Origin of the sequence: Pseudomonas sp. RIT-PI-a, from assembly GCF_001187875.1 — a bacterium.
Taxonomy (GTDB): Bacteria; Pseudomonadota; Gammaproteobacteria; order Pseudomonadales; family Pseudomonadaceae; genus Aquipseudomonas; species Aquipseudomonas coleopterorum.
The window spans coordinates 44,122-70,858 of the sequence record NZ_LGIR01000023.1; the positions used below are offsets into that span (position 1 = coordinate 44,122).

Annotated in this window: 23 protein-coding genes; 10 read left to right on the forward strand and 13 right to left on the reverse strand. The window is 62.8% G+C overall.

The genetic code is table 11. The features are described from left to right. The first annotated feature begins 67 nt into the window (after positions 1-67). The 5 genes from mdtD (at position 68) to AC788_RS15125 (ending at position 7,133) form a co-directional block, all read left to right on the forward strand. Positions 68-1,534 carry a multidrug transporter subunit MdtD gene (mdtD, locus tag AC788_RS15105; RefSeq protein WP_139211034.1) on the forward strand — a complete coding sequence of 489 codons (1,467 nt, stop codon included), beginning with the start codon at positions 68-70 and terminating at the stop codon, positions 1,532-1,534. A 115-nt stretch (positions 1,535-1,649) separates the two neighbouring features. Continuing rightward, positions 1,650-2,987 carry an ATP-dependent RNA helicase DbpA gene (dbpA, locus tag AC788_RS15110; RefSeq protein ID WP_236690533.1) on the forward strand — a complete coding sequence of 446 codons (1,338 nt, stop codon included), beginning with the start codon at positions 1,650-1,652 and terminating at the stop codon, positions 2,985-2,987. Positions 2,988-3,054: 67 nt separating this feature from the next. Then, positions 3,055-4,233 carry an NAD(P)/FAD-dependent oxidoreductase gene (locus tag AC788_RS15115; protein ID WP_049861410.1) on the forward strand — a complete coding sequence of 393 codons (1,179 nt, stop codon included), beginning with the start codon at positions 3,055-3,057 and terminating at the stop codon, positions 4,231-4,233. Positions 4,234-4,428: 195 nt separating this feature from the next. Next, positions 4,429-6,618 (forward strand): YccS family putative transporter, encoded by a 2,190-nt coding sequence (gene yccS / locus AC788_RS15120; protein WP_049861411.1) that lies wholly within the window; start codon positions 4,429-4,431, stop codon positions 6,616-6,618. A gap of 44 nt (positions 6,619-6,662) precedes the next feature. Further along, positions 6,663-7,133 carry a GNAT family N-acetyltransferase gene (locus tag AC788_RS15125; RefSeq protein ID WP_049861412.1) on the forward strand — a complete coding sequence of 157 codons (471 nt, stop codon included), beginning with the start codon at positions 6,663-6,665 and terminating at the stop codon, positions 7,131-7,133. On the opposite strand, the gene AC788_RS15130 is transcribed toward AC788_RS15125, so the two are convergent. From AC788_RS15130 to tkt, 11 genes are all read right to left on the reverse strand, one after another. Beyond that, on the reverse strand, positions 7,124-7,420 hold the full coding sequence (locus AC788_RS15130) for a winged helix-turn-helix domain-containing protein (protein WP_049861413.1): 297 nt from the start codon (positions 7,418-7,420) through the stop codon (positions 7,124-7,126). The genes AC788_RS15125 and AC788_RS15130 overlap by 10 nt on opposite strands. Positions 7,421-7,431: 11 nt before the next feature. Further along, complete coding sequence (locus AC788_RS15135) at positions 7,432-7,932, reverse strand: M48 family metallopeptidase (RefSeq protein ID WP_049861414.1); 501 nt, start codon at positions 7,930-7,932, stop codon at positions 7,432-7,434. Between the two features lie 56 nt (positions 7,933-7,988). Continuing rightward, on the reverse strand, positions 7,989-10,118 hold the full coding sequence (locus AC788_RS15140; RefSeq protein WP_049861415.1) for a putative bifunctional diguanylate cyclase/phosphodiesterase: 2,130 nt from the start codon (positions 10,116-10,118) through the stop codon (positions 7,989-7,991). A gap of 296 nt (positions 10,119-10,414) precedes the next feature. Next, positions 10,415-12,172, reverse strand: a complete 1,758-nt coding sequence (locus AC788_RS15145) for a hypothetical protein (protein WP_152965755.1) — start codon at positions 12,170-12,172, stop codon at positions 10,415-10,417. A 254-nt stretch (positions 12,173-12,426) separates the two neighbouring features. Next, complete coding sequence (gene fba / locus AC788_RS15150) at positions 12,427-13,491, reverse strand: class II fructose-bisphosphate aldolase (protein WP_049861417.1); 1,065 nt, start codon at positions 13,489-13,491, stop codon at positions 12,427-12,429. 103 nt (positions 13,492-13,594) lie between these two features. Next, positions 13,595-13,921 carry an MliC family protein gene (locus tag AC788_RS15155; protein ID WP_049861418.1) on the reverse strand — a complete coding sequence of 109 codons (327 nt, stop codon included), beginning with the start codon at positions 13,919-13,921 and terminating at the stop codon, positions 13,595-13,597. 47 nt (positions 13,922-13,968) lie between these two features. Then, on the reverse strand, positions 13,969-14,181 hold the full coding sequence (locus AC788_RS15160) for a hypothetical protein (protein ID WP_049861419.1): 213 nt from the start codon (positions 14,179-14,181) through the stop codon (positions 13,969-13,971). A gap of 79 nt (positions 14,182-14,260) precedes the next feature. Then, a complete protein-coding gene (locus AC788_RS15165; RefSeq protein WP_049861420.1) occupies positions 14,261-14,482 on the reverse strand; it encodes a hypothetical protein in 222 nt (73 codons plus the stop codon). 27 nt (positions 14,483-14,509) lie between these two features. Next, positions 14,510-15,673 (reverse strand): phosphoglycerate kinase, encoded by a 1,164-nt coding sequence (locus tag AC788_RS15170; RefSeq protein WP_049861421.1) that lies wholly within the window; start codon positions 15,671-15,673, stop codon positions 14,510-14,512. A 14-nt stretch (positions 15,674-15,687) separates the two neighbouring features. Continuing rightward, positions 15,688-16,743 (reverse strand): erythrose-4-phosphate dehydrogenase, encoded by a 1,056-nt coding sequence (gene epd / locus AC788_RS15175; RefSeq protein ID WP_049861422.1) that lies wholly within the window; start codon positions 16,741-16,743, stop codon positions 15,688-15,690. Between the two features lie 142 nt (positions 16,744-16,885). Beyond that, positions 16,886-18,883 carry a transketolase gene (gene tkt, locus AC788_RS15180; RefSeq protein ID WP_049861423.1) on the reverse strand — a complete coding sequence of 666 codons (1,998 nt, stop codon included), beginning with the start codon at positions 18,881-18,883 and terminating at the stop codon, positions 16,886-16,888. A 192-nt stretch (positions 18,884-19,075) separates the two neighbouring features. On the opposite strand from tkt, the gene AC788_RS15185 reads away from it, so the two are divergent. From AC788_RS15185 to AC788_RS15195, 3 genes are all read left to right on the forward strand, one after another. Further along, entirely contained in the window at positions 19,076-20,077 is a 1,002-nt protein-coding gene (locus AC788_RS15185; protein WP_049861424.1) for an ArsR/SmtB family transcription factor, read from the forward strand. 12 nt (positions 20,078-20,089) lie between these two features. After that, a complete protein-coding gene (gene metK / locus AC788_RS15190) occupies positions 20,090-21,283 on the forward strand; it encodes a methionine adenosyltransferase (protein ID WP_049861425.1) in 1,194 nt (397 codons plus the stop codon). A gap of 252 nt (positions 21,284-21,535) precedes the next feature. Then, complete coding sequence (locus tag AC788_RS15195; RefSeq protein ID WP_049861426.1) at positions 21,536-21,943, forward strand: DUF1090 domain-containing protein; 408 nt, start codon at positions 21,536-21,538, stop codon at positions 21,941-21,943. A 57-nt stretch (positions 21,944-22,000) separates the two neighbouring features. Here AC788_RS15195 and AC788_RS15200 read toward each other — a convergent pair whose 3' ends face one another. Continuing rightward, entirely contained in the window at positions 22,001-22,387 is a 387-nt protein-coding gene (locus AC788_RS15200) for an MAPEG family protein (RefSeq protein ID WP_049861427.1), read from the reverse strand. A gap of 269 nt (positions 22,388-22,656) precedes the next feature. Here AC788_RS15200 and AC788_RS15205 point away from each other — a divergent pair, with 269 nt between their 5' ends. Both AC788_RS15205 and AC788_RS15210 read left to right on the forward strand, forming a co-directional pair. Then, complete coding sequence (locus AC788_RS15205) at positions 22,657-23,823, forward strand: MFS transporter (protein WP_049861428.1); 1,167 nt, start codon at positions 22,657-22,659, stop codon at positions 23,821-23,823. Positions 23,824-23,926: 103 nt separating this feature from the next. Beyond that, positions 23,927-25,186: a cation:proton antiporter gene (locus AC788_RS15210; protein WP_049861429.1), complete on the forward strand. Its 1,260-nt coding sequence runs from the start codon at positions 23,927-23,929 to the stop codon at positions 25,184-25,186. A 68-nt stretch (positions 25,187-25,254) separates the two neighbouring features. On the opposite strand, the gene AC788_RS15215 is transcribed toward AC788_RS15210, so the two are convergent. Continuing rightward, the gene (locus AC788_RS15215; protein ID WP_049861430.1) at positions 25,255-26,544 is read right to left on the reverse strand and encodes an OprD family porin; all 1,290 of its coding nucleotides are present in this window, start codon (positions 26,542-26,544) and stop codon (positions 25,255-25,257) included. Positions 26,545-26,737 lie beyond the last annotated feature (193 nt).

The window sequence follows — 26,737 nt, forward strand, 5'->3', positions numbered from 1 at the left end:
CACCGCGCAGTGTCAGTTACACCACAGTGCATGTTTCGCGGCCGATGCCCCCTCCTACCGGCTGGCCATGAACATTCATCATCAACCTCAAACAACAAGAGGCCCCATGTCCACGCGCCCAACACTGGATCCCGTTACCGCTCGCTGGCTGCCCTGGGTCATCGCCATTGCCTTCTTCATGCAGGCCCTGGACGGCACCATCCTCAACACCGCGCTGCCGGCCATGGCCAGCGACCTGGCGGAAAACCCGTTGCGCATGCAATCGGTGATCATCGCCTACATGTTGACGGTCGCGCTGCTGATTCCGGCATCCGGGTGGATTTCCGACCGCTTCGGCACGCGCAAGGTGTTCTTCAGCGCCATCATGCTGTTCAGCATCGGCTCGCTGCTGTGCGCGCTGTCCCAAAGCCTGGCGATGCTGGTGGTGGCCCGGGTGATCCAAGGCCTGGGCGGTGCCCTGATGCTGCCGGTGGGGCGGCTAGTGGTGCTGCGCGCCTACCCGCGTTCGGAGCTGGTGCGCATCCTCAGCTTCATCACCGTGCCAGCGCTGCTCGGCCCCCTACTCGGGCCGACCCTGGGCGGCTGGATGGTGGAATGGTTGAGCTGGCACTGGATCTTCCTCATCAACCTGCCGGTGGGCGCACTGGGCTGCTGGGCGGTCTGGAACCTGGTGCCCGACCTGCGCGGCGCCGAACGCACGCGCTTCGACGGTATCGGCTTCCTGCTGTTCGGTGCCGCCATGGTGCTCATCACCATCGCCATGGAAGGCCTGGGTGAGCTGCACCTGCCGCACCTGCGGGTGATGCTGCTGCTGTTCGTCGGCATGGCCTGCCTGGCCGCCTACTGGCTGCGTGCGGGCAAGATCGACAACCCGCTGTTCTCGCCGAAACTGTTCCACACGCGCACTTTCGCCATCGGCATTCTGGGCAACCTGTTCGCGCGCCTGGGCAGCGGCGCCCTGCCCTTCATGGTGCCCCTGCTGCTGCAAGTGGCGCTGGGGCACTCGCCGTCGGAAGCCGGCATGAGCATGATTCCGCTGGCGGCGGCGGCCATGGTGGCGAAGTCGTTTTCCCGGCCGATCATCGAGCGCTTCGGCTATCGCATCGTGCTCACCGGCAACACCCTGCTGCTGGGGCTGTTGCTGGCCAGCCTCGGCCTGGTCTCGGAAACTACCCCCTACTGGCTGCTGCTGACCCAGCTGGGCCTGCTCGGCGCGGTGAACTCGTTGCAGTTCGCGGCGATGAACACCGTGACCCTGATCGACCTGGACGACGAAAGCGCCAGCAGCGGCAACGGTCTGCTGTCGGTGGTGGCGCAGCTTTCCCTGGGTTTGGGCGTGGCCTGCGCCGGTGCTCTGCTGGGCGGTTTCACCGCGTCCTTGGGCAACGAGGGCGTGGACACGGTGCTGGGTGCTTTCCAGGCGACCTTCCTGACTATTGGCCTGATGGCAATGCTGGCCGCCGGGATCTTCGTGCAGCTGTCCGACAGCGATGGACGGCGCGCACCTCGTCAGGAACCTCCGGTTGAACACTAAGCAGGCTTAGGGCGAAAGGTCACGGGGCTGATACACTGCGCGACATTTTGTTTTGCAGGCCCGTCCCGTGACCACCATTGCCACTGCTTTCAACACGCTGCCCCTGTCCGCCGCCATGCTGGCCAACCTGGAATCCCTCGGGTATGCCCAGATGACGCCGATCCAGGCGCAGAGCCTGCCGGTGATTCTCAAGGGCATGGACCTGATCGCCCAGGCCAAGACCGGCAGCGGCAAGACGGCCGCGTTCGGCATCGGCCTGCTGAACCCGATCAATCCGCGCTATTTCGGCTGCCAGGCGCTGATCATGTGCCCCACCCGCGAGCTGGCGGATCAGGTGGCCAAGGAAATCCGCCGCCTGGCGCGCGCCGAAGACAACATCAAGGTGCTGACCCTGTGCGGCGGCGTGTCGTTCGGCCCGCAGATCGCTTCGCTGGAGCACGGCGCGCACATCATCGTCGGCACACCGGGACGCATCCAGCAGCACCTGCGCAAGGGCTCGCTGGTGCTCGACGGGCTCAACACCCTGGTGCTCGACGAAGCCGATCGCATGCTCGACATGGGCTTCTACGACGCCATCGCCGACATCATCGAGCAGACCCCGGAACGCCGGCAGACTTTGCTGTTCTCGGCCACCTACCCGGTCGGGATCAAGCAGCTGTCGTCCAAGTTCATGCGCGATCCGCAGCAGGTGAAAGCCGAGGCCCTGCACGCCGACAGCCAGATCGAGCAGCGTTTCTACGAGATTTCGCCGGATGACCGCATGGCCGCCGTGGTGCGTGCCCTGGGTCACTTCCGCCCGCAGTCGTGCGTGGCGTTCTGCTACACCAAGCAGCAGTGCCAGGAAGTGGTCGATCACCTGACCAGCAAAGGCATCAGCGCCGTGGCGCTGCATGGCGACCTGGAGCAGCGCGACCGTGATCAGGTCCTGGCGATGTTCGCCAACCGCAGTACGTCGGTGCTGGTGGCGACCGACGTGGCCGCCCGCGGCCTGGACATCGATGCCCTGGACATGGTCATCAACGTCGAACTGGCGCGCGATTCGGAAATTCACATCCACCGTGTGGGCCGTACCGGTCGCGCCGGTGAGAAAGGCCTGGCGATCAGCTTCGTCGCCCCGGCCGAGGCGCATCGGGCGCAGGCCATCGAGCAGTTGCAGAAATCGCCACTGGCCTGGGCCGAACTCGACAGCCTGACCTCCAAGGGCGGCGAGCCACTGCTGCCACCGATGAGCACCCTGTGCATCGGTGCCGGACGCAAGGACAAGGTGCGTCCGGGCGATATCCTCGGCGCACTCACCGGCGATGCGGGCATTCCCGGCACTCAGGTCGGCAAGATCGCCATTTTCGATTTCCAGGCCTACGTGGCCGTGGAACGCGGGATCGCCAAGCAGGCGCTGCAGCGTCTGAACAGCGGTAAGATCAAGGGCCGTTCGCTGCGCGTGCGGATTTTGTAAGCGGCAGGTTTGGCCTCTGCCCGCGAAGAGGCCTCCCCTGACACCCCCGATTCGAGAGGACCCAGCAGTGCGCTCTATCCCCGTCATCATCATCGGCGCCGGCGCCGCCGGTCTCATGTGTGCCCTGAGCGCCGCACAGCGAGGCCGTGAAGTGCTGCTGATCGACCACGCCAACAAGCCAGGCAAGAAGATCCTCATGTCTGGCGGCGGTCGCTGCAACTTCACCAACATGTACACCGAACCTGCCAACTTCCTCTCGCAGAACCCGCATTTCTGCAAGTCGGCCCTGGCCCGCTACACCCAGTGGGATTTCATCGCCCTGGTGGCCAAGCACGGCGTGCCCTATCACGAGAAGAAACTGGGCCAACTGTTCTGCGACAACAAGTCCAGCGACATCCTTGGCCTGCTCCTGGCCGAGTGTGAAAGCGCAGGGGTCGAGCTGCGTATGGACACCTCGGTGCAGGCCATCGAGAAAACCGCCGAAGGCTATCGCTTGCAGACGTCAATGGGGCCGTTGGCGTGCCAGTCCTTGGTGGTGGCCACCGGTGGCCTGTCGATTCCGACCCTGGGCGCCACCGGCTTCGGCTACCAGATCGCTCGCCAGTTCGGCCACAGCGTCCTGCCCACCCGCGCCGGCCTGGTACCGTTCACCATCACCGACCAGCTCAAGGATATCTGCGCCGAGCTGTCCGGGACGTCGGTGGATTGCCTGGTGAGCTGCAACGATCAGGCGTTTCGCGAGAACCTGCTGTTCACCCATCGCGGCCTGAGCGGCCCGGCGATCTTGCAGATTTCCTCGTTCTGGCAGCCTGGCGACAGCGTCGAGATCAACCTGCTGCCCGATCACGATGCACTGGCCTGGTTGCAGCAACAGCAGGCCGAACGACCCAATTCGGAGCTCAAGACCCTGCTGGGTGAGGTCTTCACCAAGAAAATGGCCAACCTGCTGGCCGAGCACTGGTTCGTGTCCAAGCCGATGAAGCAGTACACCCCGGCCGAGCTGCAGGCGGTGGCGAACGCGTTGGGCGCCTGGCAACTGGTGCCCGCCGGCACCGAAGGCTATCGCACTGCCGAGGTGACCCTGGGCGGGGTCGACACCCGCGAGGTATCGTCCAAGACGATGGAATCGTTGAAGAACCCGGGTCTGTATTTCATCGGCGAAGTGCTCGACGTCAGCGGGCATCTGGGCGGGTTCAATTTCCAGTGGGCCTGGGCCTCGGGTTACGCGGCAGCGCAGTACGTGTAGTCCAGCACGAGGTGTCGGACGAATCGCGGTACAGGTGGGAGCGGGGCTCTGCCCGCGAAGAACACAGCGCGGTGTCTCAGGTAAATCGCAATGCAGTCAAAACCGCCCCACCTCCACGCAGTACCCGTCCACCGCCGACAATGATAAATTGGCGCCGTTCATCAGCTCCCTTGCCTACAGGTCGATCCCCTCTACATGGCATCCAGGTCGTTCCGCCAATCCATGCGCCGCTTGTGGGCGCTGGACAAGTTCAGCTACAGCGTACGGGTGTTCATCGCCCTGTCCGGCAGCATGGCGCTGTGCTGGTATGAAAACGAGATGCGCCTGCTGGTCCCGCTGTTCCTGGGCATCATCGCCTGCGCCCTGGCCGAGACCGACGACAACTGGCAAGGCCGCATCCGCGCCCTCGCGGCCACGCTGACCTGCTTCACCGTCGCCGCTTTCGCCGTCGAGCTGCTGTTCCCCTACCCCTATGTGTTCGTCACGGCCCTGGCCGTGGCCAGCTTCGCCCTGACCATGCTCGGCGCGCTGGGCGAACGCTACGGAGCGATCGCCTACGCCACGCTGATCCTCTCGGTCTACACCATGATCGGCGTCGACCAGCGCGGTGGCGAGGTCAGCAACCTGTGGCGCGAGCCGTTGCTGCTGGTCGCCGGTGCCGCCTGGTACGGCCTGTTGTCGGTGCTGTGGCAGGTGCTGTTTTCCAACCAGCCGGTGCAACAGGCCCTGGCGAGGCTGTTCAGCGAACTGGGGCAGTACCTCAAACTCAAGGCGAGCCTGTTCGAACCGATTCGCCAACTGGATGTGGAAGCCCGCCGCCTGGAGCTGGCCAAGCAGAACGGTCGAGTCGTGGCCGCGCTCAACGCCGCCAAGGAAATCATCCTGCACCGGGTCGGCAACGGCCGCCCCGGCTCCAAGGTCAGCCGCTACCTGAAGCTGTATTTCCTCGCCCAGGACATTCACGAACGCGCCAGCTCTTCGCACTACCCGTACAACGCCCTGGCCGAGGCTTTCTTCCACAGCGACGTCCTGTTCCGCTGCCAGCGCCTGCTGCGCCAGCAAGGTGTCGCCTGCCAGCGCTTGGGCGAGTCGATCCAGTTGCGTCAGCCGTTCATCTACGACGACAGCTTCGCCGAAGCACTGAGCGACCTGCACGCCTCGCTCGAACACCTGCGCATCCAGAGCAACCCCGCCTGGCGCGGTCTGCTGCGATCACTGCGCGCGCTGGCCGCCAACCTCGGCACCCTCGACCGACTGCTCAGCGACGCCGGCAACCCCGACCGTCTCGCCGACGCCCGCGACAGCAGCCTGCTGGATCGCTCGCCGCATACCCTCAAGGACTTCTGGGGCCGCATTCGGCAAAACCTCACGCCCACCTCGCTGCTGTTCCGCCACGCCCTGCGCCTGCCCCTGGCGCTGGTGATCTGCTATGCCATGGTCCATCTGATCCACCCCAGCCAGGGCTACTGGATCATGCTCACCACCCTGTTCGTGTGCCAGCCCAGCTACGGCGCCACCCGACGCAAGCTGGGCCAGCGCATCATCGGCACCGCCATCGGCCTGACCGTGGGCTGGGCGCTGTTCGATCTGTTCCCCAGCCCCATCGTGCAATCGCTGTTCGCCATCGGCGCCGGGCTGGTGTTTTTCGTCAACCGCACCACACGCTACACCCTGGCCACGGCAGCCATCACGCTGATGGTGCTGTTCTGCTTCAACCAGACCGGCGACGGCTACGGCCTCTTCCTGCCGCGCCTGTTCGACACCCTGCTCGGCAGCCTGATCGCCGGCCTTGCGGTGTTCCTGTTCCTGCCCGACTGGCAGGGCCGCAAACTGAACAAGGTGCTGGCCAATACCCTGACCTGCAACAGCATCTACCTGCGCCAGATCATGCAGCAATACGCCAACGGCAAGAGCGACGACCTCGCCTACCGCCTGGCCCGGCGCAACGCGCACAACGCCGACGCCGCGCTCTCCACTACCCTGGCCAACATGCTCATGGAGCCGGGGCACTTCCGCAAGGAAGCCGACGTCGGCTTCCGCTTCCTGGTGCTGTCGCACACCCTGCTCAGCTACCTGTCCGGACTGGGCGCGCACCGTGGCACCGAGTTGCCAGCCGAGGCGCGTGAGCAACTGATCGGCGAGGCCGGCGAAAGCCTGGCGCGCAGCATCGATGAAATAGCCACCGGCCTGGCCACGCGTGAACCGGTGCAGGTGCAAAGCGACAGCGAGGAAGCGCTGGCCGACACGCTGGAGCAGATGCCCGACGAGGTCGACGAAGGCCAGCGCCTGGTGCAGACCCAGCTGGCGCTGATCTGTCGTCAACTGGGGCCATTGCGCACCCTGGCCGCGCACTTGATCAAGGGCCCGACCGCAGTCGTCACCTGATGGCGCTGCGGCTTGCCGGAATCGAAACATCGAACGAGGTAAACATGGCCATCGAATGGATGTGCATGCACCACTGCGAGCTGGATATCCACCAGCTGTACGAAATCCTGCGCCTGCGCAGCGAGGTCTTCGTGGTCGAGCAGCAATGCCCCTATCAGGACGTCGACGGGCAGGATCTACATGCCGACACCTGCCATCTGCTGGGCCGGGACAACGGGCAACTGGTCGCCTACCTGCGCCTGCTGGATCCCTCGACTCAGGACGGCGACGTGGTGATCGGCCGGGTGATCACCGCCGCATCGGCTCGCGGCACCGGACTGGGCCATGCGCTGCTGACCCACGCACTGGAACAGGCCGCCCAACGCTGGCCGCGCGTGCCGATCCAGCTATCGGCCCAGGCCCACCTGCAGGGCTATTACGGCCGCTACGGTTTCATCGCCCAAGGCCAGGAATACCTGGAGGACAACATTCCGCACATCGCCATGCGGCGCGAGGTCGGGGCTGCTCAGGGGTAACCCAGCACCTGGCGGATCTGGCCCAGGTTCTGGCCGATCCATTCGCGATCGATCGCACCCCACTGCCTGATCACATAGCGACCGATGTGGTTGCGCTCGCCGTCCTGCTGCTCGAACTCGCAGGCAATGTCCAGATCGGCGAGGGCCGCAATGGTGTCCTGAGCGGTACGCCGAGGCATGCCGGTCGCCTCGATGAGGGCCGGCACGGTGGCCGCCTGGCCACTGTCGATCAGCCAGGCCACGTAGAGCCGGCGGTAGAAACTGCTGCGGGTCTTGCTGACTTGCATGGGAGTATCCTTCACGTCGCAGGGGGCAGATCACGGTAGGTCAGGTAGACGCGCAGGTCGAATTCCAACTGGTGATAACCGGGCAGCATGTGCTCGCACAGTTGATAGAACGCCTTGTTGTGGTCACTCTCGCGAAAGTGCGCCAGCTCGTGCACCACGATCATTTCGAGAAACTGCGGCGCCGCGTCCTTGAACAATGAAGCGATGCGGATTTCCTTCTTGGCCTTGAGCTTGCCGCCCTGCACCCGCGACACCGCAGTGTGCAAGCCCAGCGCGCGGTGCGTGAGGTCCAGGCGGTTGTCGAACAGCACCTTGTCGATGGCCGGTGCGTTGCGCAAGTGCGCCTGCTTCAAGGCCACGGCATAGCTGTACAGCGCCTTGTCGCTCTGCACGGCGTGACGATCGGGGTAGCGCTGGCCGAGATAGTCCGCCAGCTGGCCGCGCTCGATCAGTTGCCGTACCTGCTCCTGCAGTGCGTGTGGGTAGGCTTGCAGGTACTTCAGCGCGATCATGGTGCCCGTTTCGACTTGAGAAAGGCGCCCAGTGTAACGCCTGCCCGGTGCCGGCGTCACACCGCCGCCGGCTGCACGCCTGCGCTGACCAATGGAAAATCGCTGGCGGCCTGCGCGGTCAACGGCCGGGCAATGACAAAGCCCTGGATCCACTCGCAGCCAGCGGCGCGCAGCCACCGACACTGCTCGGCGGTCTCCACCCCTTCGGCGATCACCGTGATGTCGAAAGCGTTGCAGACCTGGATCACGCTGCGTGCGAACACACCATCAGGGTGAGAGTCGGGCAACTTGGCAATCAGGTGACGGTCCAGCTTGAGCGTGTCGATGGGCAGATCGCGCAGCAGCTTCAGCGAACACGGGCCGGTGCCGAAGTCGTCCAGGGCGATGCGCACGCCCAGGTTGCGCAGTTGGTGCAGCTGTGCGGTGGCCTGGGCCAGGTTGTGCATCAGGGAAGACTCCACCACTTCCACTTCGAGCTGCTGCGGGCGCAAGCCGTGCAAGACGATGGCGCGCTGCAGCTCGGAGACCAGATTGGGCATGGCGAACTGGGCATTGCTCAGGCTGATGCTGAGCACCAGCTCGTCGGGAAAGCGGCTGGACCAGGCCCGACGCTGGGCGGCGCCCTCGGTGTAGATCCAGCTCGACAGGCGGCTGATCAACCGCGCCTGTTCGAGCAGGGGAATGAACAGCCCCGGCTGCACGTCGCCAACACTGGGATGGCACCAGCGCAGCAGCGCTTCGAAACCACGCAGACGACCGTCGAGCAGTGACACCTGCGGCTGGTAGACCAGGCTGAAATCGCGGTTCTCGATGGCTTCGCCGACACTGGTTTCCAGCAGCAGACGCGATCGCGCCCGACCGTTCAAATCCTGGTCGTAGTAACGGTATTGCTGACGGCCCGCCTGCTTTGCGGCATACATGGCAATGTCGGCGGCGCGCAGCAGGCTGTCCAGGTTGGCGCCGCATTCGGGATAGGTGGCGATGCCGATGCTCACGCCCAGATTGATGTCCACCCCGTCCACGGTCTGTTCCATGGCGATGCGTTCCATGAGCTTTTCGGCCACCTTGGCGGCCTGCTCGGGGTAGTCGAGGTTATCCAGCAGCGCGGTGAATTCGTCACCGCCCAGGCGGGCCACCACGTCGAAGGGGCGCAGCACGGCCTTGATCTGTTCGGCCACCCAGCGCAAGGCTCGATCGCCAGCGTCATGGCCATGGCGATCGTTGATCCGCTTGAAACCGTCCATGTCCAGATACAGCAAGGCCTGGGCCTTTTCCGCGCGCTCGTTGCGCACCAGCGCGCTCTCCACCGCCTGATAGAAGCCACGGCGGTTGAGCAGCCCGGTCAACGGGTCTGTGACCGCCTGGTATTCGAGCTGCTGGTGCAGGCTGCGCACCACCGACATGTCCAGAATCGTCACCACCATCGCACGCTGCTCGCCGGGCAACGGCGCGCACGACAAGGCCACCGGCAGTTGCTGGCCATTGGCCGTGCGCATCAGCCCGTCGTGTACTCGGTAGGTCGTACGCGTGTTGTAGGCGCGGTAGAAGTCGGACTCGAACCACTCGGGGACCTGCGGCTTGTGCAGGTGATCGGCCAGCACGGTGCACTGCAGTTGCTCGACACTGGCACCCAGCAGGCGCGAGATGGCCGGGTTGGCGAAGGTGATCAATCCTTGATCATTGACCACCAGAATGCCTTCCCCGGCGTTTTCGAGGACCGAGGCGTTGAAGGCGCGAGCCGTTTCCAGATCTCGACTCAAGCGCTGCAAGTCGCGTCGGTTGCGCTGCTGCTCGAGCAGTGCCTGGACCTTGGGCCGCAGAATCTGCGGATCGAACGGCTTGAACAGATAGTCCACGGCGCCCGTGGCGTAGCCCTTGAGCACGGCGGCCTGCGACTGCTCGTTGGCGGTCAGGAAGATGATCGGGGTCAGGCGCGTACGCTGGCTGCCGCGCATCAGGCGCGCCACTTCGAAACCGTCCATGCCGGGCATCTGCACGTCCAGCAGAACCAAGTCGACCTCATGCTCCAGCAGCTTGCCCAGCGCTTCCACACCGGAAGCTGCAGTGATCACCTGCCAGTCCTGGCGCTCGAGCAGAGCGCTCATGCTCAGCAGGTTTTCTGGATAGTCGTCGACGACCAGCAGTGTAGAGCCACCTTCAAGGGGCAAGTTGGGGGCGCATTCCATGCTTTTTTCTCGTTCTACATGGTTCGGTCCGGTTCTACCCAGACATTAAAGACCTCACTCTAGACAGGGTTCCAGGAAAGGCTGAAGCATGATTACCAAGTGACCGGTAAATGTGACACACCTCCGACAAACGGTAAAACTCCAGCCACGCAAAAAATCGCCAGAGGCCCGCCCGGCCTGTTGGCGATTTGGATGCGTTTGCTGGCTGGCAGCAGGAAATTGCAACCTGCTGCCAGGCGGCAAATGTCGGCGACTTGAACGGACCACCGACAGCTTGCATTTCGCTCAAGAACGGATCAATGGCGTTGGCCGATCAGTTTCCATTTGCCCGAGCCAATGAACTCCAACGCGCATTGCGCACCCGACGAGAGTGCTACCGGCTGATTGTCATTCATCTGCTCGCCCAGAACGGTCAGCGCCAGTGCTGAATTGCACATCACGATGATGACGGCTCCGGTGTGAGCGGTCGCTGGCAGCCTCAAGCGCGGTGCCCAAGCTGCATTGGCGGTCTGGAAGTAGGTGATCTTGTCACCGCGCACGGGCGTGGGGATCTGTGCGATCTCGACGTTGGGACACAGGTATAGCGGTGCGCGTATATCCCATGCCAGAGGGCTGTTTCTGTCACGCCACACGCTCAATCTGTCACCGGTTTCCATGCGCAGGCTGGTCAGCCCTCCATTATTATTGATATTGCTCATTGAAAAATCGACGCCCCACGTCGCTTCATTTATATAAACCACGTGGGGTTCGATGATATGACTGGTGTTCGTCACCGCCAAGCGCGCCTGATAATTACCGTCGTACGAGCGGAAAATACAATACGCCGCCAGCGGAATGATTTCAGGGTTTTGAGCTTGGTTAGGAGAGCTGATCAAGATGGAGTGGCGGGGGGTGTTGTGCCGCACCGAATTGCCGGCAATGCAGTTATCCACCATGCGGTGACGCAGCGCCCAGTCGGTGTTCAATATGTAGATACCTCGAAGCTTTTGCTCTGGATTGGAAAAAGCCGAACGGCTCATGACTCGATCCGAGATATCGTCAGGCACATACGACAGTTGTACATGCTTGTGATACTGCAATGCCCGCAATGCGTAGCGCGGTTTTTGCTCTGCCACCGCTCGATTGGCAAACCGTTCCAGCTCATTTGGATCGGTGACTGAATAACCGATCCACTGCTGCTCTACCCGCGGCCAGAAATCAGGCCCGACGCCGCCGTCCAAGGCAACTACCGTTTTCTTGCCCAACGCCATGAGTTGAGGGATGGCGAATCCACGCAGGTGATAGGGCACCAACTCCTCGCGTCCCCAGGTTTTGATCAACTCCATGAATTCGCGCTGGCCGGCATCCGTGAAGTTCTTGCGTTCGTGGACGTCGAGTACGAAGATTTCCCGACTGCCGCGGCCGCCGTTGGCAGCGCGAAACCGAGTGATTGCATCCAGTATATCGCCTTTGAACGTACGCCCTGACGAGAGGCCGTGGATAATCTGGAAACGGCGCGGATCGCCAGCCGCATAGCCGGAAAAGAACTGAACGCGCAGATCGAACGCGCGAATGCCTGCATGCATCTGCTCGTAAGGCGGCACATCCTGGCAGGTTTCATTGGAGGCTGTATAAGGCGCTTTCTTGTCGCAGCCAGCGTTGTGCGCGCCTGGCAGGATCATCTGCTCGATTGGCGACACACAGTACGAAAAGTAGCGAGCCATCCAATCGTCACGAGAGTTGTTGGGTGGATTGCATATGCCACCCGCCCAACTCCCACCCGGACACCAACCGGCACGTGGCTGTACATCTACGATGCTGTCCGGCTCAAAAACGGATACCTCTGGACATTCGTCTCCCGCAACGGCAGCACCGTCGAGCGGAAGTTTCGAAGTATAGGAAAGCAGGTCAGGCATTTCAAAGACAGGGGCTATATACGGCTTGAGACTCCCGTCCGCGTTCAAGTCGGCAGGATAGACATCCAGCAACGCCGCCATGTGAACAGGCGAATCATCCACCTCACACCCATCAACGAAAATGGGCGATTCAATATCTGAAGTGTCAATAGTTTTCATGGTTTACCTCGAATGGTGAATACGAGGTTTGAGCTTATCTTCGAAAATGGTCACGCCTAAGCTAGCACTTGTGCATATTGACAAATCACTCATGCACGGTTATGAACGCCCACTGTTATATTCCTGTCATCCACATCGATACAAGAAACTTGGGCCAGCGACGACGAGCATGTTCACCTTCAAGGGATAGAATCGGCTTTCAATCGAAGGGGCATAAAAAAACCCGCCGAAGCGGGTTTAAATGAAGTCAGTACTTAATTGACCTTCGCGTTCAACTCGCCGCTGGCGTAGCGTTGGAACATGCCTTCCAGGGAGATCGGCTTGATCTTGGAGGCATTACCCGCGGTGCCGAACGCTTCGTAGCGCGCGATGCACACGTCACGCATGGCTTTCACGGTTTCGGCGAAATACTTGCGTGGGTCGAACTCGGCCGGGTTCTGCGCCATGAAGCGGCGAATCGCACCGGTGGAGGCCAGACGCAGGTCGGTATCGATGTTGACCTTGCGCACGCCGTACTTGATGCCTTCGACGATTTCCTCGACCGGCACGCCGTAGGTTTCCTTGATGGCGCCACCGTACTCGTTGATGATCGCCAGCCATTCCTGCGGTACCGAGGAGGAGCCGTGCATCACCAGGTGAGTGTTGGGAATGCGCGCATGGATCGCCTTGATGCGGTCGATGGCCAGAATGTCGCCGGTAGGCGGCTTGGTGAACTTGTAGGCGCCGTGGCTGGTGCCGATGGCAATGGCCAAGGCGTCGACCTGGGTCTTGGCGACGAAGTCAGCCGCCTCTTCCGGGTCGGTCAGCATCTGGCTGTGATCCAGGATGCCCTCGGCACCCACGCCGTCTTCTTCACCGGCCTGGCCGGTTTCCAGCGAACCCAGGCAGCCCAGCTCGCCTTCTACCGACACGCCGCAGGCGTGGGCGAAGGAAACGGTCTGCGAGGTCACGCGCACGTTGTAGTCGTAGTCGGTCGGGGTCTTGCCGTCGGTGCCCAGCGAGCCGTCCATCATCACCGAGCTGAAGCCCAGCTGGATCGAACGCTGGCAGATGTCCGGGCTGGTGCCGTGGTCCTGGTGCATGCATACCGGGATGTGCGGGAATTCCTCGATCGCCGCCAGGATCAGGTGGCGCAGGAACGGGGCACCGGCGTATTTGCGGGCGCCGGCCGAAGCCTGGACGATGACGGGGGAGTCGGTCTTGTCGGCCGCTTCCATGATGGCGCGCATTTGCTCGAGGTTGTTGACGTTGAAAGCTGGTACGCCATAGCCGAATTCGGCGGCGTGATCCAGCATCTGCCGCATGCTGATAAGTGCCATTGTTATATGTCTCCCGGTTCAGGGTCGTTGATCGTTGCAGCTCACCGCAGGCGGCCGCTATTGAAGTAATGCCTATCATCGGGCAGGCCCTGAGGCCCAGCCGTCACGGAGCCTTGCAACCCCGGCCAATCAAATCGTCGGTGGCGACCCAGTACACCAGGCCTTCGTCACCTTTCTTGTGGAACGCCAGCACGCCATCGCTGAACAATTCACCCTCGGCACCGGCCTGAGGAGTCAACGCATAGACCTTGTCGCTGCCCGCCAGGCGCACTTGCATCGCGCTCTTGTCGGCGGCGCTGTAGCGCCATTGCACATCGACCTGGCTGTCACATTGCCAGCGTGTCCAATTAGGGGACATCGGCATCTGTTTGTCCATATAGGCGCAGCCGGACAGCAGCGCCAATACCATTATCGCCATACCGCCTTTCATTCATATACCTCGGAGCGCGGGGCACTGCGGCCCCTTGCAGCACAGGCTTACGACCCGCAATTCTGTGCCGTGTTCTGGGAACCGGCCACCTCGCCGGTGGAGTTGGTCTGCACGCGCTGGTCATCCTGAGTGGTGGGCGTGACCACCGACACCGGGCTGAACACTTCACAGGCGCTGCCTGCGCCTGAACTCATGCAGCCACTGGACAGCACCGCTGCCAGCAAGGTGGCCGAACCGAATGTCGCGGAACCGATCTTCATGGTGAACTCCTTGTGCCAAAGGCGGTGATAATCGTGAAACTCACCACAGAAGACCCCTGACGAGCACCATTGGTTGCCCTCAAGGACAACCCGGTGCCTGCGCCTGCTGTTCCGGCTCGTAGCGCTCCAACGCCTCGGGCCCCATGCGCTTGCCGACCACCGGGATGCTTTCGGCCTGCCACTGCGACTGCGAACAGCCTCCAGGGGTCGCCGCCGGCTCGTCGTCAACCGAGGTTGCCGGCGCACCGGAACAACCGGCCAGCAGACCGATCACCAATGCCAACGTGGCAGCCTTGAGCATCCGTTTCTCCTCGAAACTCACAGGGCGTCAGGCCTTGGCCCGCTGTTCCAGCATTTCCACGGCCGGCAGGACCTTGCCCTCGACGAATTCGAGGAACGCACCGCCACCGGTCGAAATATAGGAAATGTCTTCGGCGACGCCGTACTTGTCGATGGCCGCCAAGGTGTCGCCGCCACCGGCGATGGAAAACGCCGGGCTCTGCGCGATCGCCTTGGCCAGCACCTGGGTACCGTTGCCGAACTGATCGAACTCGAACACGCCCACCGGGCCATTCCACAGGATGGTCTTGGACGACTTGAGCAGCTCGGCGAACTGTTCGGCGGTTTGTGGGCCAATGTCGAGGATCATGTCGTCATCGGCCACATCGGCGATGAGCTTGACCGTAGCTTCGGCGCTTTCGGCGAACTCCTTGGCCACCACCACGTCGACCGGCAACGGCACGCTGACCTTGGCAGCGATGGCGCGCGCGGTGTCCAGCAGGTCAGGCTCGTACAGCGACTTGCCGACCTTGTGCCCGGCCGCGGCCAGGAAAGTGTTGGCGATGCCACCGCCGACGATCAACTGATCGCAGATGGCGCTAAGGCTGTTGAGCACGTCCAGCTTGGTCGACACCTTGGAACCAGCGACGATGGCCGCCATCGGCTTGGCTGGGGCACCCAGCGCTTTGCCCAAGGCCTCCAGTTCGGCGGCCAGCAGCGGACCGGCAGCGGCCACCTTGGCGAACTTGGCCACGCCATGGGTGGAGCCCTCGGCGCGGTGCGCGGTGCCGAACGCGTCCATGACGAACACGTCGCACAGGTCGGCGTACTTCTGCGCCAGCTCATCGGCGTTCTTCTTTTCACCCTTGTTGAAGCGCACGTTCTCGAACAGCACGACCGAGCCAGGCTCGACCTGAACGCCGTCCAGATAATCGGCCACCAGCGGCACGTCGCGGCCCAGCGCCTTGCTCAGGTACTCGGCGACCGGCTTGAGGCTGTTCTCGGCCGAGAACTCGCCTTCGGTGGGCCGGCCCAGGTGCGAGCAGACCATTACCGCTGCGCCCTTCTCCAGGGCCAGCTTGATGGTGGGCAACGAGGCGAGGATGCGCGCGTCGCTGGTTACCTTGCCATCCTTGACGGGCACGTTGAGGTCTTCGCGAATCAATACGCGCTTACCTTGCAGGTCGAGGTCGGTCATCTTCAACACGGTCATTGCGTTCAGTCCTTTCAAGCTCGTTTGGAATTGTTCATGACGCGCAGGTAGTGCCCCGCGACGTCGAGCATACGATTGGCGAAGCCCCATTCGTTGTCGAACCAGGCCAGCAGGTTCACCAGGCGCGGCCCGGATACACGGGTCTGGCTGGCATCGACGATGGCCGAATGGGGGTCGTGGTTGAAATCACAACTGGCGTGCGGCAGTTCAGTGTAGGCCAGCAGACCTTGCAGCGGGCCGCTGCCTGCGGCTTCTCGCAGAACCCGGTTGACCTCGACGGCGCAGGTGTCGCGCGCCATCTGCAGGGTAATGTCCAGGCATGACACGTTGACGGTCGGCACGCGCACAGCTTTGGCCTGGATTCGGCCGGCAAGTTCCGGCAACAGGCGTTCGATACCGCGGGCCAGGCCGGTGGAAACCGGAATGACCGACTGGAAGGCCGAACGCGTGCGGCGCAGGTCTTCGTGGTGATAGGCATCGATCACCGGCTGGTCGTTCATGGCCGAGTGAATGGTGGTGATGGACACGTATTCCAGGCCAATGGCCTGATCCAGCAGGCGCAGCAGCGGCACGCCGCAGTTGGTGGTGCAGGACGCGTTGGACACCAGCTTTTCGTGCCCGGTGAGGCAGTCCTGGTTGATGCCGAACACGATGGTGGCATCGACATCGGCCTCGCTGGCCATGGGCTGGGAAAACAGCACGGCCGGTGCCCCAGCTGCCAGGAAACGCTGACCGTCGGCACGGGTGTTGTAGGCCCCGGAGCATTCGAGCACGAGGTCGATGTCCAGCGCAGCCCAGTCGATCGCCTCGGGCGTGGCGCTGCGGATGACCCGTATGGGGCGCCCGTTGATCAACAGATGGTCGGCTTCGACCGTGACTTCACCGGGAAAACGTCCGTGGGTCGAGTCGAAGCGCGTGAGGTATTCGAGACTGGCCATGTCGGCCAGGTCGTTGATCGCCACTACCTCGAAGTCAGCCTGCGCGCCGCGCTCGCACAACGCGCGCAGCACGCAGCGGCCAATCCGGCCGTAGCCGTTGAGGGCGACTCTGTAGGGGCGTTTCTGAGACATGGAGAATTACGCCTGGAATTGTTATGGAAGCTGTATAGATCTTGCGTAGGAGCGGTCCGTGGCCGCGAAAGCCTCACCACGATATGTCTGACACACCGCTGCGCGCCCTTCGCGGCCAACGACCGCTCCTACGAGATGTGGATCAGTCTTCGAGCAATTCTTCGGCGGTGGCCAGGATGTTCTCCAAGGTGAAGCCGAACTCTTCGAACAGCGCCGGTGCCGGTGCCGACTCGCCGAAGCTGGTCATGCCGATCACCCGACCTTCCAGGCCCACGTACTTGTACCAGTAGTCGGCATGCGCAGCCTCGATGGCGATGCGCGCGCTGACCTGCAGCGGCAGGACCGATTGCTTGTAGCCTGCATCCTGCGCGTCGAACACGCTGGTGCACGGCATCGACACGACGCGCACGTTGCGGCCCTGTTCGGTCAGCTTGTCGAAGGCTTTGACGGCCAGGCCCACTTCGGAACCGGTGGCGATCAGAATCAGCTCAGGCTCGCCAGCGCAATCCTTGAGCACGTAACCGCCACGAGTGATGTCGGCCAACTGGGCCTGATCGCGGGCCTGGTGATCGAGGTTCTGACGCGAGAAGATCAGCGCCGACGGACCGTCGTTGCGCTCCAGGGCGAATTTCCATGCTACCGCCGACTCGACCGCATCGGCAGGACGCCAGGTGTCGAGGTTCGGGGTGCAGCGCAGGCTCGCCAGCTGTTCGATCGGCTGGTGGGTCGGGCCATCTTCGCCCAGACCGATGGAGTCGTGGGTGAACACGTAGATCACGCGCTTCTTCATCAGCGCCGACATGCGTACCGCGTTGCGGGCGTATTCCATGAAGATCAGGAAGGTCGCGCCGTACGGCACGAAGCCGCCGTGCAGGGCGATCCCGTTCATGATCGCGCTCATGCCGAATTCGCGTACACCATAATAGATGTAGTTGCCGGCGGCGTCATCCGCTTCGACACCCTTGCAGCCTTTCCACAGGGTCAGGTTGGAACCGGCCAGGTCGGCCGAACCACCGAGAATCTCCGGCAGCAACGGACCGAAGGCATTCAAAGCGTTCTGGCTGGCCTTGCGGCTGGCAATGGTCTCGCCCTTGGCGGCTACTTCGGCGATGTAGGCGCTGGCCTTTTCGGAGAAGTCGGCAGGCAGCTCGCCACTCATGCGGCGCACGAATTCGTTGGCCAGTTCAGGGTAGGCAGCGGAATAGGCGGCGAAGCGCTGGTTCCACTCGGCTTCCAGGGCGACGCCGGCTTCCTTGGCATCCCACTCCTTGTAGATGTCGGCCGGGATTTCGAACGGGCCGTGGTTCCACTTCAATGCTGCGCGGGTCAGGGCGATTTCCTCGGCACCCAGTGGCGCGCCGTGGCAGTCTTCCTTGCCCTGCTTGTTAGGCGAGCCGAAACCGATGGTGGTCTTGCAGCAGATCAGCGTCGGCTGCTCGCTCTTGCGTGCAGTCTCGATGGCGGTCTTGATTTCGTCCGCATCGTGGCCGTCGACGTTGCGAATCACCTGCCAGCCGTAGGCTTCGAAGCGTTTCGGCGTGTCGTCGGTGAACCAGCCTTCGACTTCGCCGTCGATGGAAATGCCGTTGTCATCGTAGAAGGCGATCAGCTTGCCCAGGCCAAGGGTACCGGCCAGCGCGCTGACCTCGTGGGAAATGCCTTCCATCATGCAGCCGTCGCCAAGGAACACGTAGGTGTTGTGGTCGACGATCTTGTGGCCGTCGCGGTTGAACTGCGCTGCCAGCACTTTTTCCGCGAGCGCAAAACCTACCGCGTTGGCCAGGCCTTGGCCCAATGGACCGGTGGTGGTCTCGACGCCTGGGGTGTAGCCGTACTCGGGGTGACCTGGCGTGCGGCTGTGCAGCTGGCGGAAGTTCTTCAGGTCTTCGATGCCCAGGTCATAGCCGGTGAGGTGCAGTAGCGAATAGACCAGCATTGAGCCATGACCGTTGGACATGACGAAACGGTCGCGGTTGGCGAACGCCGGGTTGGCCGGGTTGTGCTTGAGGAAGTCACGCCACAGCACTTCGGCGATATCCGCCATGCCCATGGGGGCACCTGGGTGACCGCTGTTGGCTTTTTGCACGGCATCCATGCTCAGTGCACGAATGGCATTGGCGCGCTCACGACGGCTGGGCATCGCTTATCTCCTGGGGTCTGTGTAGGCAGGGATACAACAAAGGGGGGCATTTTCCCCCACCGGCGGGGGATTGGGCAATCGGACATTTGCCCTGAGCGGTAATTGCCGGCCAATGAACCTGCCTAAGCAATATCAAAACTTTTTGATATTGGTCTTGCGACGCCGCCCGTCGCTCTCTAGACTGCCAAGCCTATGAACCTTCGTGCCCCTGCGTTCGACCATCAGGCAAGTGACGATCTGGCTGCCCTGTGCAAAGCCGGTGGCGACCCCCTGCGCCTGAACGTGCTGCGCGCGCTGGCCAGCGATTCGTTCGGCGTGCTGGAGCTGGCGCAGATCTTCGCGGTGGGCCAGTCGGGGATGAGTCATCACCTCAAGGTGCTTGCCCAAGCCGACCTGGTGGCCACGCGGCGTGAAGGCAACGCGATTTTCTATCGTCGCGCCCTGCCCAACGGTCGTGTGCTGGGCGGACGCCTGCACAGCGCCCTGCTCGAGGAAGTCGACGGGTTGAGCCTGCCGGCCGAGGCGCAGGCGCGCATGGCCGTGGTGCAGCGCCAGCGCGCCGCGGCCAGCGAAGACTTTTTTTCGCGCATGGAAGAGAAGTTCCGCGCCCAGCAGGACCTCATCGCCGGCCTGCCGCAGTACCGCGAAAGCCTGCTGGCCCTGCTCGATAAATTGAGCTTCGCCCAACAAGCCAGTGCCCTGGAAGTGGGTCCGGGCGATGGCGGCTTTCTGCCCGAGCTGGCCCGACGCTTTGCCCAGGTCACGGCGCAGGACAACAGCCCGGCGATGCTCGAACTGGCCCGCCAGGTCTGCCTGCGCGAGCAGTTGAGCAACGTGCGCCTGGAACTGGCCGATGCCTTGGCCCCTACCAGCCTGCGCGCCGACTGTGTGGTGCTGAACATGGTCCTGCACCATTTCAGCGACCCGGCTCAGGCGCTTGGCCATCTGGCGCAGCGGGTGCAGCCAGGCGGGAGTCTTTTGGTAACAGAATTGTGCAGCCACAATCAGAGTTGGGCCAAAGAGGCCTGCGGTGATCTCTGGTTGGGGTTCGAACAGGAAGATCTGGCCCGTTGGGCCATCGCTGCGGGGCTTGTTCCCGGAGAGAGCCTCTACGTGGGCTTACGTAATGGTTTCCAGATTCAGGTCCGCCATTTCTCGCGGCCGGCTGGCGACACTCACCATCGGTCAATTTAGGAAACCGTCGAGATGAGCGAATACTCCCTTTTCACCTCCGAGTCCGTCTCCGAAGGACACCCGGACAAGATCGCCGACCAGATTTCCGACGCGGTGCTGGACGCCATCATCACCCAGGACAAGTTCGCCCGCGTGGCGTGCGAAACCCTGGTCAAGACCGGCGTGGCGATCATCGCCGGCGAAGTCAGCACGTCGGCCTGGGTCGACCTGGAAGACATCGTGCGCAAGGTCATCGTCGACATCGGCTACAACAGCTCCGATGTCGGCTTCGACGGTGCCACCTGTGCGGTCATGAACATCATCGGCAAGCAGTCGGTGGACATCGCCCAGGGCGTGGACCGCAGCAAGCCGGAAGACCAGGGCGCTGGCGACCAGGGCCTGATGTTCGGTTATGCCAGCAACGAAACCGACGTGCTGATGCCTGCCCCGATCTGCTTCTCGCACCGCCTGGTCGAGCGCCAGGCCGAAGCGCGCAAGTCCGGCCTGCTGCCGTGGCTGCGTCCCGATGCCAAGTCCCAGGTGACGTGCCAGTACGAAGGCGGCAAGGTCGTGGGTATCGATGCCGTGGTGCTGTCGACCCAGCACAACCCGGACGTGTCCTACGCCGACCTGCGCGAAGGCGTCATGGAGCTGATCGTCAAACACGTGCTGCCGGCCGAACTGCTGCACAAGGACACCCAGTTCCACATCAACCCGACCGGCAACTTCATCATCGGTGGCCCGGTGGGTGACTGCGGCCTGACCGGGCGCAAGATCATCGTCGACAGCTACGGCGGCATGGCTCGCCACGGCGGCGGCGCCTTCTCCGGCAAGGACCCGTCCAAGGTCGACCGCTCGGCCGCCTACGCTGGTCGCTATGTGGCCAAGAACATCGTCGCCGCCGGCCTGGCCGAGCGTTGCGAGATCCAGGTGTCCTACGCCATTGGCGTGGCCCAGCCAACATCGATCTCGATCAACACTTTCGGCACCGGCAAGATCAGCGATGAGCAGATCGTCAAACTGGTACGCGCGCACTTCGACCTGCGCCCCTATGCCATCACCACCATGCTCGACTTGCTGCACCCGATGTACCAGGCCACCGCAGCCTACGGCCACTTCGGCCGTGCGCCGGTGGAAATGACCGTCGGCGACGACACCTTCACCGCGTTCACCTGGGAGCGCACCGACCGTGCCGCCGCCCTGCGCGATGCCGCCGGCCTGAAATAAGCGCCTCGCAGCACCCCGTAAAAAGCCCCGACCAGGCGACTGGCCGGGGCTTTTTTTCGTGTCGGCGCCAACGTTGCGGGACTGATCAGGGCGCGATCGCTTTGACCTGGCTGGCAAAAGGTCCTTCAATAGGTGGATCTCGTCGCCGGCGACTGCACCCTCTCGATCTATCCAGCCGTGAATAAGACGCGTCCTACAGACAGCTACTTCAATTCATCGTCAACTATTCAGAATCATCTTCTCGGAGTCACCATGAACAAGTTTTCCTCGCTGTGCGCCGTGCTGGTCGCCGGTGTACTGGCCGGCCCGGCGATCGCAGCGCCCGCCGCTCCCGCCTCGGCCCCTGCAGCCACCGGCTGCGCCGCCAAGCAGCAGCATGTACAGGCGCAGATCGACATCGCCAAGGCCAACGGCAATCAGAACCAGGTCGACGGGCTGAGCACCGCGCTACGGGAGATCCAGAACAACTGCACCGAAAACGGACTGCGCAAGGAGCGTGAGGGCAAGGTGCTCGATGCCAAGCGCGAAGTCAGCAAGCGCCAGAGCGATCTGGACAAGGCCATGAAGAAAGGCGATTCGGAGAAGATCAACAAGCGCAAGGACAAACTTGCCGAAGCCCGCAAGGAACTGCAAGACGCCATGGATGAGTTGGACAAGTAACGAGCATCCGGCGGCGCGTCATATCGATGACCCGTCGCCACTGCCGCACCCTGTTGGCTACATCGAAACGAAGAAGTAGCTGACGATGATCGCAAATCCCGCGAACCATACCAGCGATCGCAACGTCGCCCAGTCGGCCAGATAGCAAATGATGTACAGCAGACGCGAAGTGATGAACACCACCGCCAGCACATCCAGCGTCACTTGCTGGGCATTGCCGACGATATCGGAAATCACCACAGCGGCGATGAAGCCGGGAAGAATCTCGAAACTGTTCAACTGGGCCGCGTGCGCCCGCTTGGGCAGGCCCTCGAGGGCATCGAGATACGTGCGCGGATCATGGTTCTGCTTCAGGCCGAACTGGCCGCCCGTGAACTTGGCGATATACGCGCAACCGTAGGGCAATATCAACGCGATCAAGACACACCAGAAGGCGACGGTCATACAGAGTTCCTTGTCCAAGTAGTCCACCGTGAGGTGCCCATGCACGGCCGGTACCGAGTAAGAGGACAACTGCCGTGAAAGGTTCGCTGGCGCAGAGTTCCATTGCAATTATCAATTTTGCCGACTTTAGCCGTCTTCCTATAATGAGCGCCGCTGTATCGTTACAGCTTTTTGCGCACCCATTCCAATAAATCGTGTTCTCTGCAGCTCATGCGGAGGCTGGCGCATGCCCTCCTCGGGCAACTCACCTCCTACTCGAGAGAATCCGTATGCCACTTGCATTGTTTGCATTGGCCGTCGCCGCATTCGGCATCGGCACCACCGAATTCGTCATCATGGGCCTGTTGACCGATGTGGCCCAGGACCTGTCCGTCAGCATCCCGGACGCTGGCCTGCTGATCACCGGCTACGCCCTGGGCGTGGTGTTCGGCGCGCCGGTGCTGGCGGTACTCACTGCCAACCTGCCACGCAAGGCTACCCTGCTGGGCATGACCCTGATGTTCATCCTCGGCAACGTGCTGTGCGCGATGGCGCCCAACTACGCCACGCTGATGGGTGCACGGGTCATCACGGCCCTGTGCCATGGCGCCTTTTTCGGCATCGGCTCGGTGGTCGCCGCAGGGCTGGTGGCGCCGACCAAGCGAGCCCAGGCCATCGCCCTGATGTTCACCGGGCTGACCCTGGCCAACGTGCTGGGTGTACCGCTGGGGACCGCTCTGGGCCAGTTCGCGGGCTGGCGCTCCACCTTCTGGGCGGTCTCGGTCATCGGCGTCATCGCCCTGCTGGCGCAGATCGTCTGGCTGCCCAAGGCCATTCCCATGGAGCGCGGCAACCTGGCGCGCGAGTTTCGTGTGTTGCGCAAACCCAACGTATTACTGCCGCTTGCGATGAGCGCAATGGCCTCCTGCAGCCTGTTCAGCGTGTTCACCTACATCGCGCCGATCCTGCAGGACGTTACCGGCGTCAGCGCCCACGGCATCACCGTGATGCTTCTGCTGTTCGGCGTCGGCCTGACCATCGGCAGCATGCTCGGAGGGCGTCTGGCCGACTCACGCCTGCTGCCTTCGTTGCTGGGCATGGCGATCGCGGTGGTGTTGATCCTGGCCCTGTTCACCCAGACCAGCGGCTCGCTGATCCCGGCGGCAATCACCTTGCTGGCCTGGGGCGTGTTCGCCTTCGCGCTGTGCCCTATCCTGCAATTGCTCATCATCGACCAGGCGCACGAGGCGCCGAACCTGGGATCGACGCTGAACCAGAGCGCCTTCAACCTCGGCAACGCAACGGGCGCCTGGGTCGGCGGCCTGGTCGTGGCCAGTGGTGCGCCGCTGGTGGACCTGCCCTGGACCGGCTCCATCACCGGTCTGGGCACGCTTGCCCTGGCATTGGTGTTCATCTATTGGCAGCGACGGCCGGTGGCAGTCAACGCCGCTGGATGAATGAAGTGTGCCGTTCAGTCACGCGGCAACATCCAACCATAGTGCGGCACCTGATAGGCGCCCTCTATCGATAGATCTTCAACACCTGACCCAGGGAGCCCGGATGCTCGAGATAGTCGCGACATTCATTTGCCTCACCACACTGCTCACCTACGTGAACTTCCGCTTCATCGGCCTGCCCCCGACCATCGGCGTGATGGTTACTGCCCTGATGTTCTCGCTGATCCTGCAAGGCCTGAGTTTCATCGGCTACCCAGGCCTCGAGGATCGCGTCGAAGCGTTGATGAACCAGATCGACTTCGGCGATCTGCTGATGAACTGGATGCTGTCGTTCCTGCTGTTCGCCGGCGCGCTGCACGTGAATCTGGCTGACCTGCGCAACTACCGCTGGCCCATCGGTCTGCTGGCCACCTTCGGCGTACTGATCGCCACCTTCGTGATCGGCACCCTGGCGTTCTGGATCTTCGGCCTGTTCGGCTGGCACGTCAGCTTCCTGTATTGCCTGCTGTTCGGCGCCCTGATTTCACCGACCGACCCGATCGCGGTGCTGGGCGTGCTGCGAACCGCCAACGCCTCCAAGCCACTGAAGACCACCATCGTCGGCGAATCGCTGTTCAATGACGGCACGGCAGTCGTGGTGTTCACCGTCCTGCTGGGCATCGCCCAGTTGGGCGAAACCCCCACCGTCGGCGCGACGGCCATGCTGTTTCTGCATGAAGCAGTGGGCGGCGTACTGTTCGGCGGCCTGATCGGCTACATCGTCTACCGCATGATCAAGAGCATCGAGCAGTATCAGGTCGAGGTCATGCTGACCCTGGCGCTGGTCATCGGCGGCTCGGCCATGGCTTCCGAGCTGCATGTCTCGGCGCCGATCGCGATGGTGGTGGCCGGGCTGATCATCGGCAACCTGGGACGCAACCTGGCGATGAACGACATGACCCGGCGCTACATGGACGGTTTCTGGGAGCTGCTCGACGACATCCTCAACGCCCTGCTGTTCGCCTTGATCGGGCTGGAGCTGTTGCTGCTGCCGTTCTCCTGGCTGCACCTGTTGGCGGCCTCCCTGCTCGCCGTGGCGATCCTGCTGTCGCGGTTGCTCACCGTAGCCCCGGCGATTCTGCTGCTGCGGCGCTTTCGCAGCGTACCGCGCGGCACCATTCGCGTGCTCACCTGGGGCGGCCTGCGCGGCGGCGTCTCGGTCGCCCTGGCCCTGGCCCTGCCCATCGGCCCGGAGCGCGACCTGCTGCTGAGCATCACCTACATCGTCGTGCTGTCCTCGATCCTGCTGCAAGGCCTGAGCATCGGCAAGCTGGTCAAGGCCGTCACCCGCGAACCCGACACGCAGGCAGTGCGCGAGCACTGATCACTGCCCTTCTGCGTAAAACAAAGAACCCCGCGAGTGCGGGGTTCTTGTTCAGCGCCGGGTCGACATCAGAAGATGTTGATCGGGTACTCGACGAAGGCGCGTACTTCGTTGCCGTCGTCATTGTAGCCCGAGGCACGGACGTTGTCCGAAGTGCGCAGCCATGAGCCGCGCAGGCGCAGGGTCAGGTCCTTGGCCGGGCCGTTCTGTACCACGTACTGGAGCTGGTTGAATATCTCGCGCTCCTGACCGTCGCCGGTCGGGGTGCGGATGTTGTCGCCACGCACGTAAGCCACCTTGTAGGTCAGGCCCGGCACGCCGAATGTGCGGAAGTCGATACCGTAGCCCAACTGCCAGGAGACTTCGTCTTCGGCGTTGAAGTCCGACCAGTACGAGTTGGCCAGGAAGATGGTCGAGCCACCGTCACCCACACCGCCGGCGTTCTGGTAGAAACCGTAGTTGTAGCCGGTGTCGCCGGTGCTGCGCTGATGCGCCAGGGTCAGCGAGTGCGGACCGAAGGCCCAGGTAGCGGCCAGGCTCCAGATCTTGTTGTCGCGACCGGTGCCCAAGGTGCTTGCATAGTCCTTGTCCAGGTGCGAGCGGTAGCCGTTGAAGTCGAACGTCAGCGATTGCTCGCTCGGCAGGGCCAGTACGTAGTTGAGGTTGATGTACTGCTTCTTCAACCGGTCTTCGACATCGGAGGCATACAAGGCACCGGTCAGGCTGTCGGTGAACTGGTAGCTACCGCCGTACACGTCGATCTTCTTCAGGCCGCCGCTGTCGCGGGCTTCGGCGCTCTTGCGCGCTTCCTGAGTGAAGCGCCCGGCGTTGAGCACCAGGCCATCGATTTCCTTGGAGGTGATCAGGGTGCCGGTGAAGCTTTCCGGCAACAGGCGTGAATCGTCGAAGTTGAGCACCGGCAGTGCTGGCATCTGATCGCCGTACTTGATCACGGTGTTGGAGATACGCACCTTCACCGCGGCCCCGGCGCGGGCCAGGTCGTGGGGCGCGCTGCTCGGATCATCCGAAGTACCGCCACGCTTGAAGAAGTCGATGCCGCCAGCACCGGCGCGACCGGTGCCGCCATCCAGGCGCAGAGCATACAGTCCGAAGGCATCGACGCCGACGCCAACCGTGCCCTGAGTGAAACCGGAGTTGAACTTGGCGATCACGCCCTGGCCCCACTCGGCCTTGTCCTGCCCGCCATGCTTGTAGTCACGGCTGATATAAGCATTGCGCAGCAGTACATTGAGGTGGCTGTCTTCGACGAAACCCTTGGCATCGGCCTGCTCGTTGGCCATGGCTTGGGTAGCCGCCATCACGCCCAGGGCGAGGACAGCCCATTTCTTGTTCAACATCTTGTTTTCCCTAATCACCAGTGAGGACGCTACACGACCACCCGCTTGTTTTCCGTCGTTCGTGCGACCTGCGCAGCGCTCTGCAACAGGCGTTCGAACGGTGGGGCAGGGTCTATGAGGATCCGTGTGCGGGGTCGGATCCTAGCGATGGGGGACAACGAAAGTCAAAATTTCGTGAAACTTTGTGGCTATA

Coding starts and splice junctions, on each gene's coding strand:
- mdtD (WP_139211034.1), top strand. CDS start 68: ATGAACATTCATCATCAACCTCAAACAACAAGAGGCCCCATGTCCACG.
- dbpA (WP_236690533.1), top strand. CDS start 1,650: ATGCTGGCCAACCTGGAATCCCTCGGGTATGCCCAGATGACGCCGATC.
- yccS (WP_049861411.1), top strand. CDS start 4,429: ATGGCATCCAGGTCGTTCCGCCAATCCATGCGCCGCTTGTGGGCGCTG.
- AC788_RS15125 (WP_049861412.1), top strand. CDS start 6,663: ATGGCCATCGAATGGATGTGCATGCACCACTGCGAGCTGGATATCCAC.
- AC788_RS15130 (WP_049861413.1), bottom strand. CDS start 7,420: ATGCAAGTCAGCAAGACCCGCAGCAGTTTCTACCGCCGGCTCTACGTG.
- AC788_RS15135 (WP_049861414.1), bottom strand. CDS start 7,932: ATGATCGCGCTGAAGTACCTGCAAGCCTACCCACACGCACTGCAGGAG.
- AC788_RS15140 (WP_049861415.1), bottom strand. CDS start 10,118: ATGGAATGCGCCCCCAACTTGCCCCTTGAAGGTGGCTCTACACTGCTG.
- AC788_RS15145 (WP_152965755.1), bottom strand. CDS start 12,172: ATGAAAACTATTGACACTTCAGATATTGAATCGCCCATTTTCGTTGAT.
- fba (WP_049861417.1), bottom strand. CDS start 13,491: ATGGCACTTATCAGCATGCGGCAGATGCTGGATCACGCCGCCGAATTC.
- AC788_RS15155 (WP_049861418.1), bottom strand. CDS start 13,921: ATGAAAGGCGGTATGGCGATAATGGTATTGGCGCTGCTGTCCGGCTGC.
- AC788_RS15160 (WP_049861419.1), bottom strand. CDS start 14,181: ATGAAGATCGGTTCCGCGACATTCGGTTCGGCCACCTTGCTGGCAGCG.
- AC788_RS15165 (WP_049861420.1), bottom strand. CDS start 14,482: ATGCTCAAGGCTGCCACGTTGGCATTGGTGATCGGTCTGCTGGCCGGT.
- AC788_RS15170 (WP_049861421.1), bottom strand. CDS start 15,673: ATGACCGTGTTGAAGATGACCGACCTCGACCTGCAAGGTAAGCGCGTA.
- epd (WP_049861422.1), bottom strand. CDS start 16,743: ATGTCTCAGAAACGCCCCTACAGAGTCGCCCTCAACGGCTACGGCCGG.
- tkt (WP_049861423.1), bottom strand. CDS start 18,883: ATGCCCAGCCGTCGTGAGCGCGCCAATGCCATTCGTGCACTGAGCATG.
- AC788_RS15185 (WP_049861424.1), top strand. CDS start 19,076: ATGAACCTTCGTGCCCCTGCGTTCGACCATCAGGCAAGTGACGATCTG.
- metK (WP_049861425.1), top strand. CDS start 20,090: ATGAGCGAATACTCCCTTTTCACCTCCGAGTCCGTCTCCGAAGGACAC.
- AC788_RS15195 (WP_049861426.1), top strand. CDS start 21,536: ATGAACAAGTTTTCCTCGCTGTGCGCCGTGCTGGTCGCCGGTGTACTG.
- AC788_RS15200 (WP_049861427.1), bottom strand. CDS start 22,387: ATGACCGTCGCCTTCTGGTGTGTCTTGATCGCGTTGATATTGCCCTAC.
- AC788_RS15205 (WP_049861428.1), top strand. CDS start 22,657: ATGCCACTTGCATTGTTTGCATTGGCCGTCGCCGCATTCGGCATCGGC.
- AC788_RS15210 (WP_049861429.1), top strand. CDS start 23,927: ATGCTCGAGATAGTCGCGACATTCATTTGCCTCACCACACTGCTCACC.
- AC788_RS15215 (WP_049861430.1), bottom strand. CDS start 26,544: ATGTTGAACAAGAAATGGGCTGTCCTCGCCCTGGGCGTGATGGCGGCT.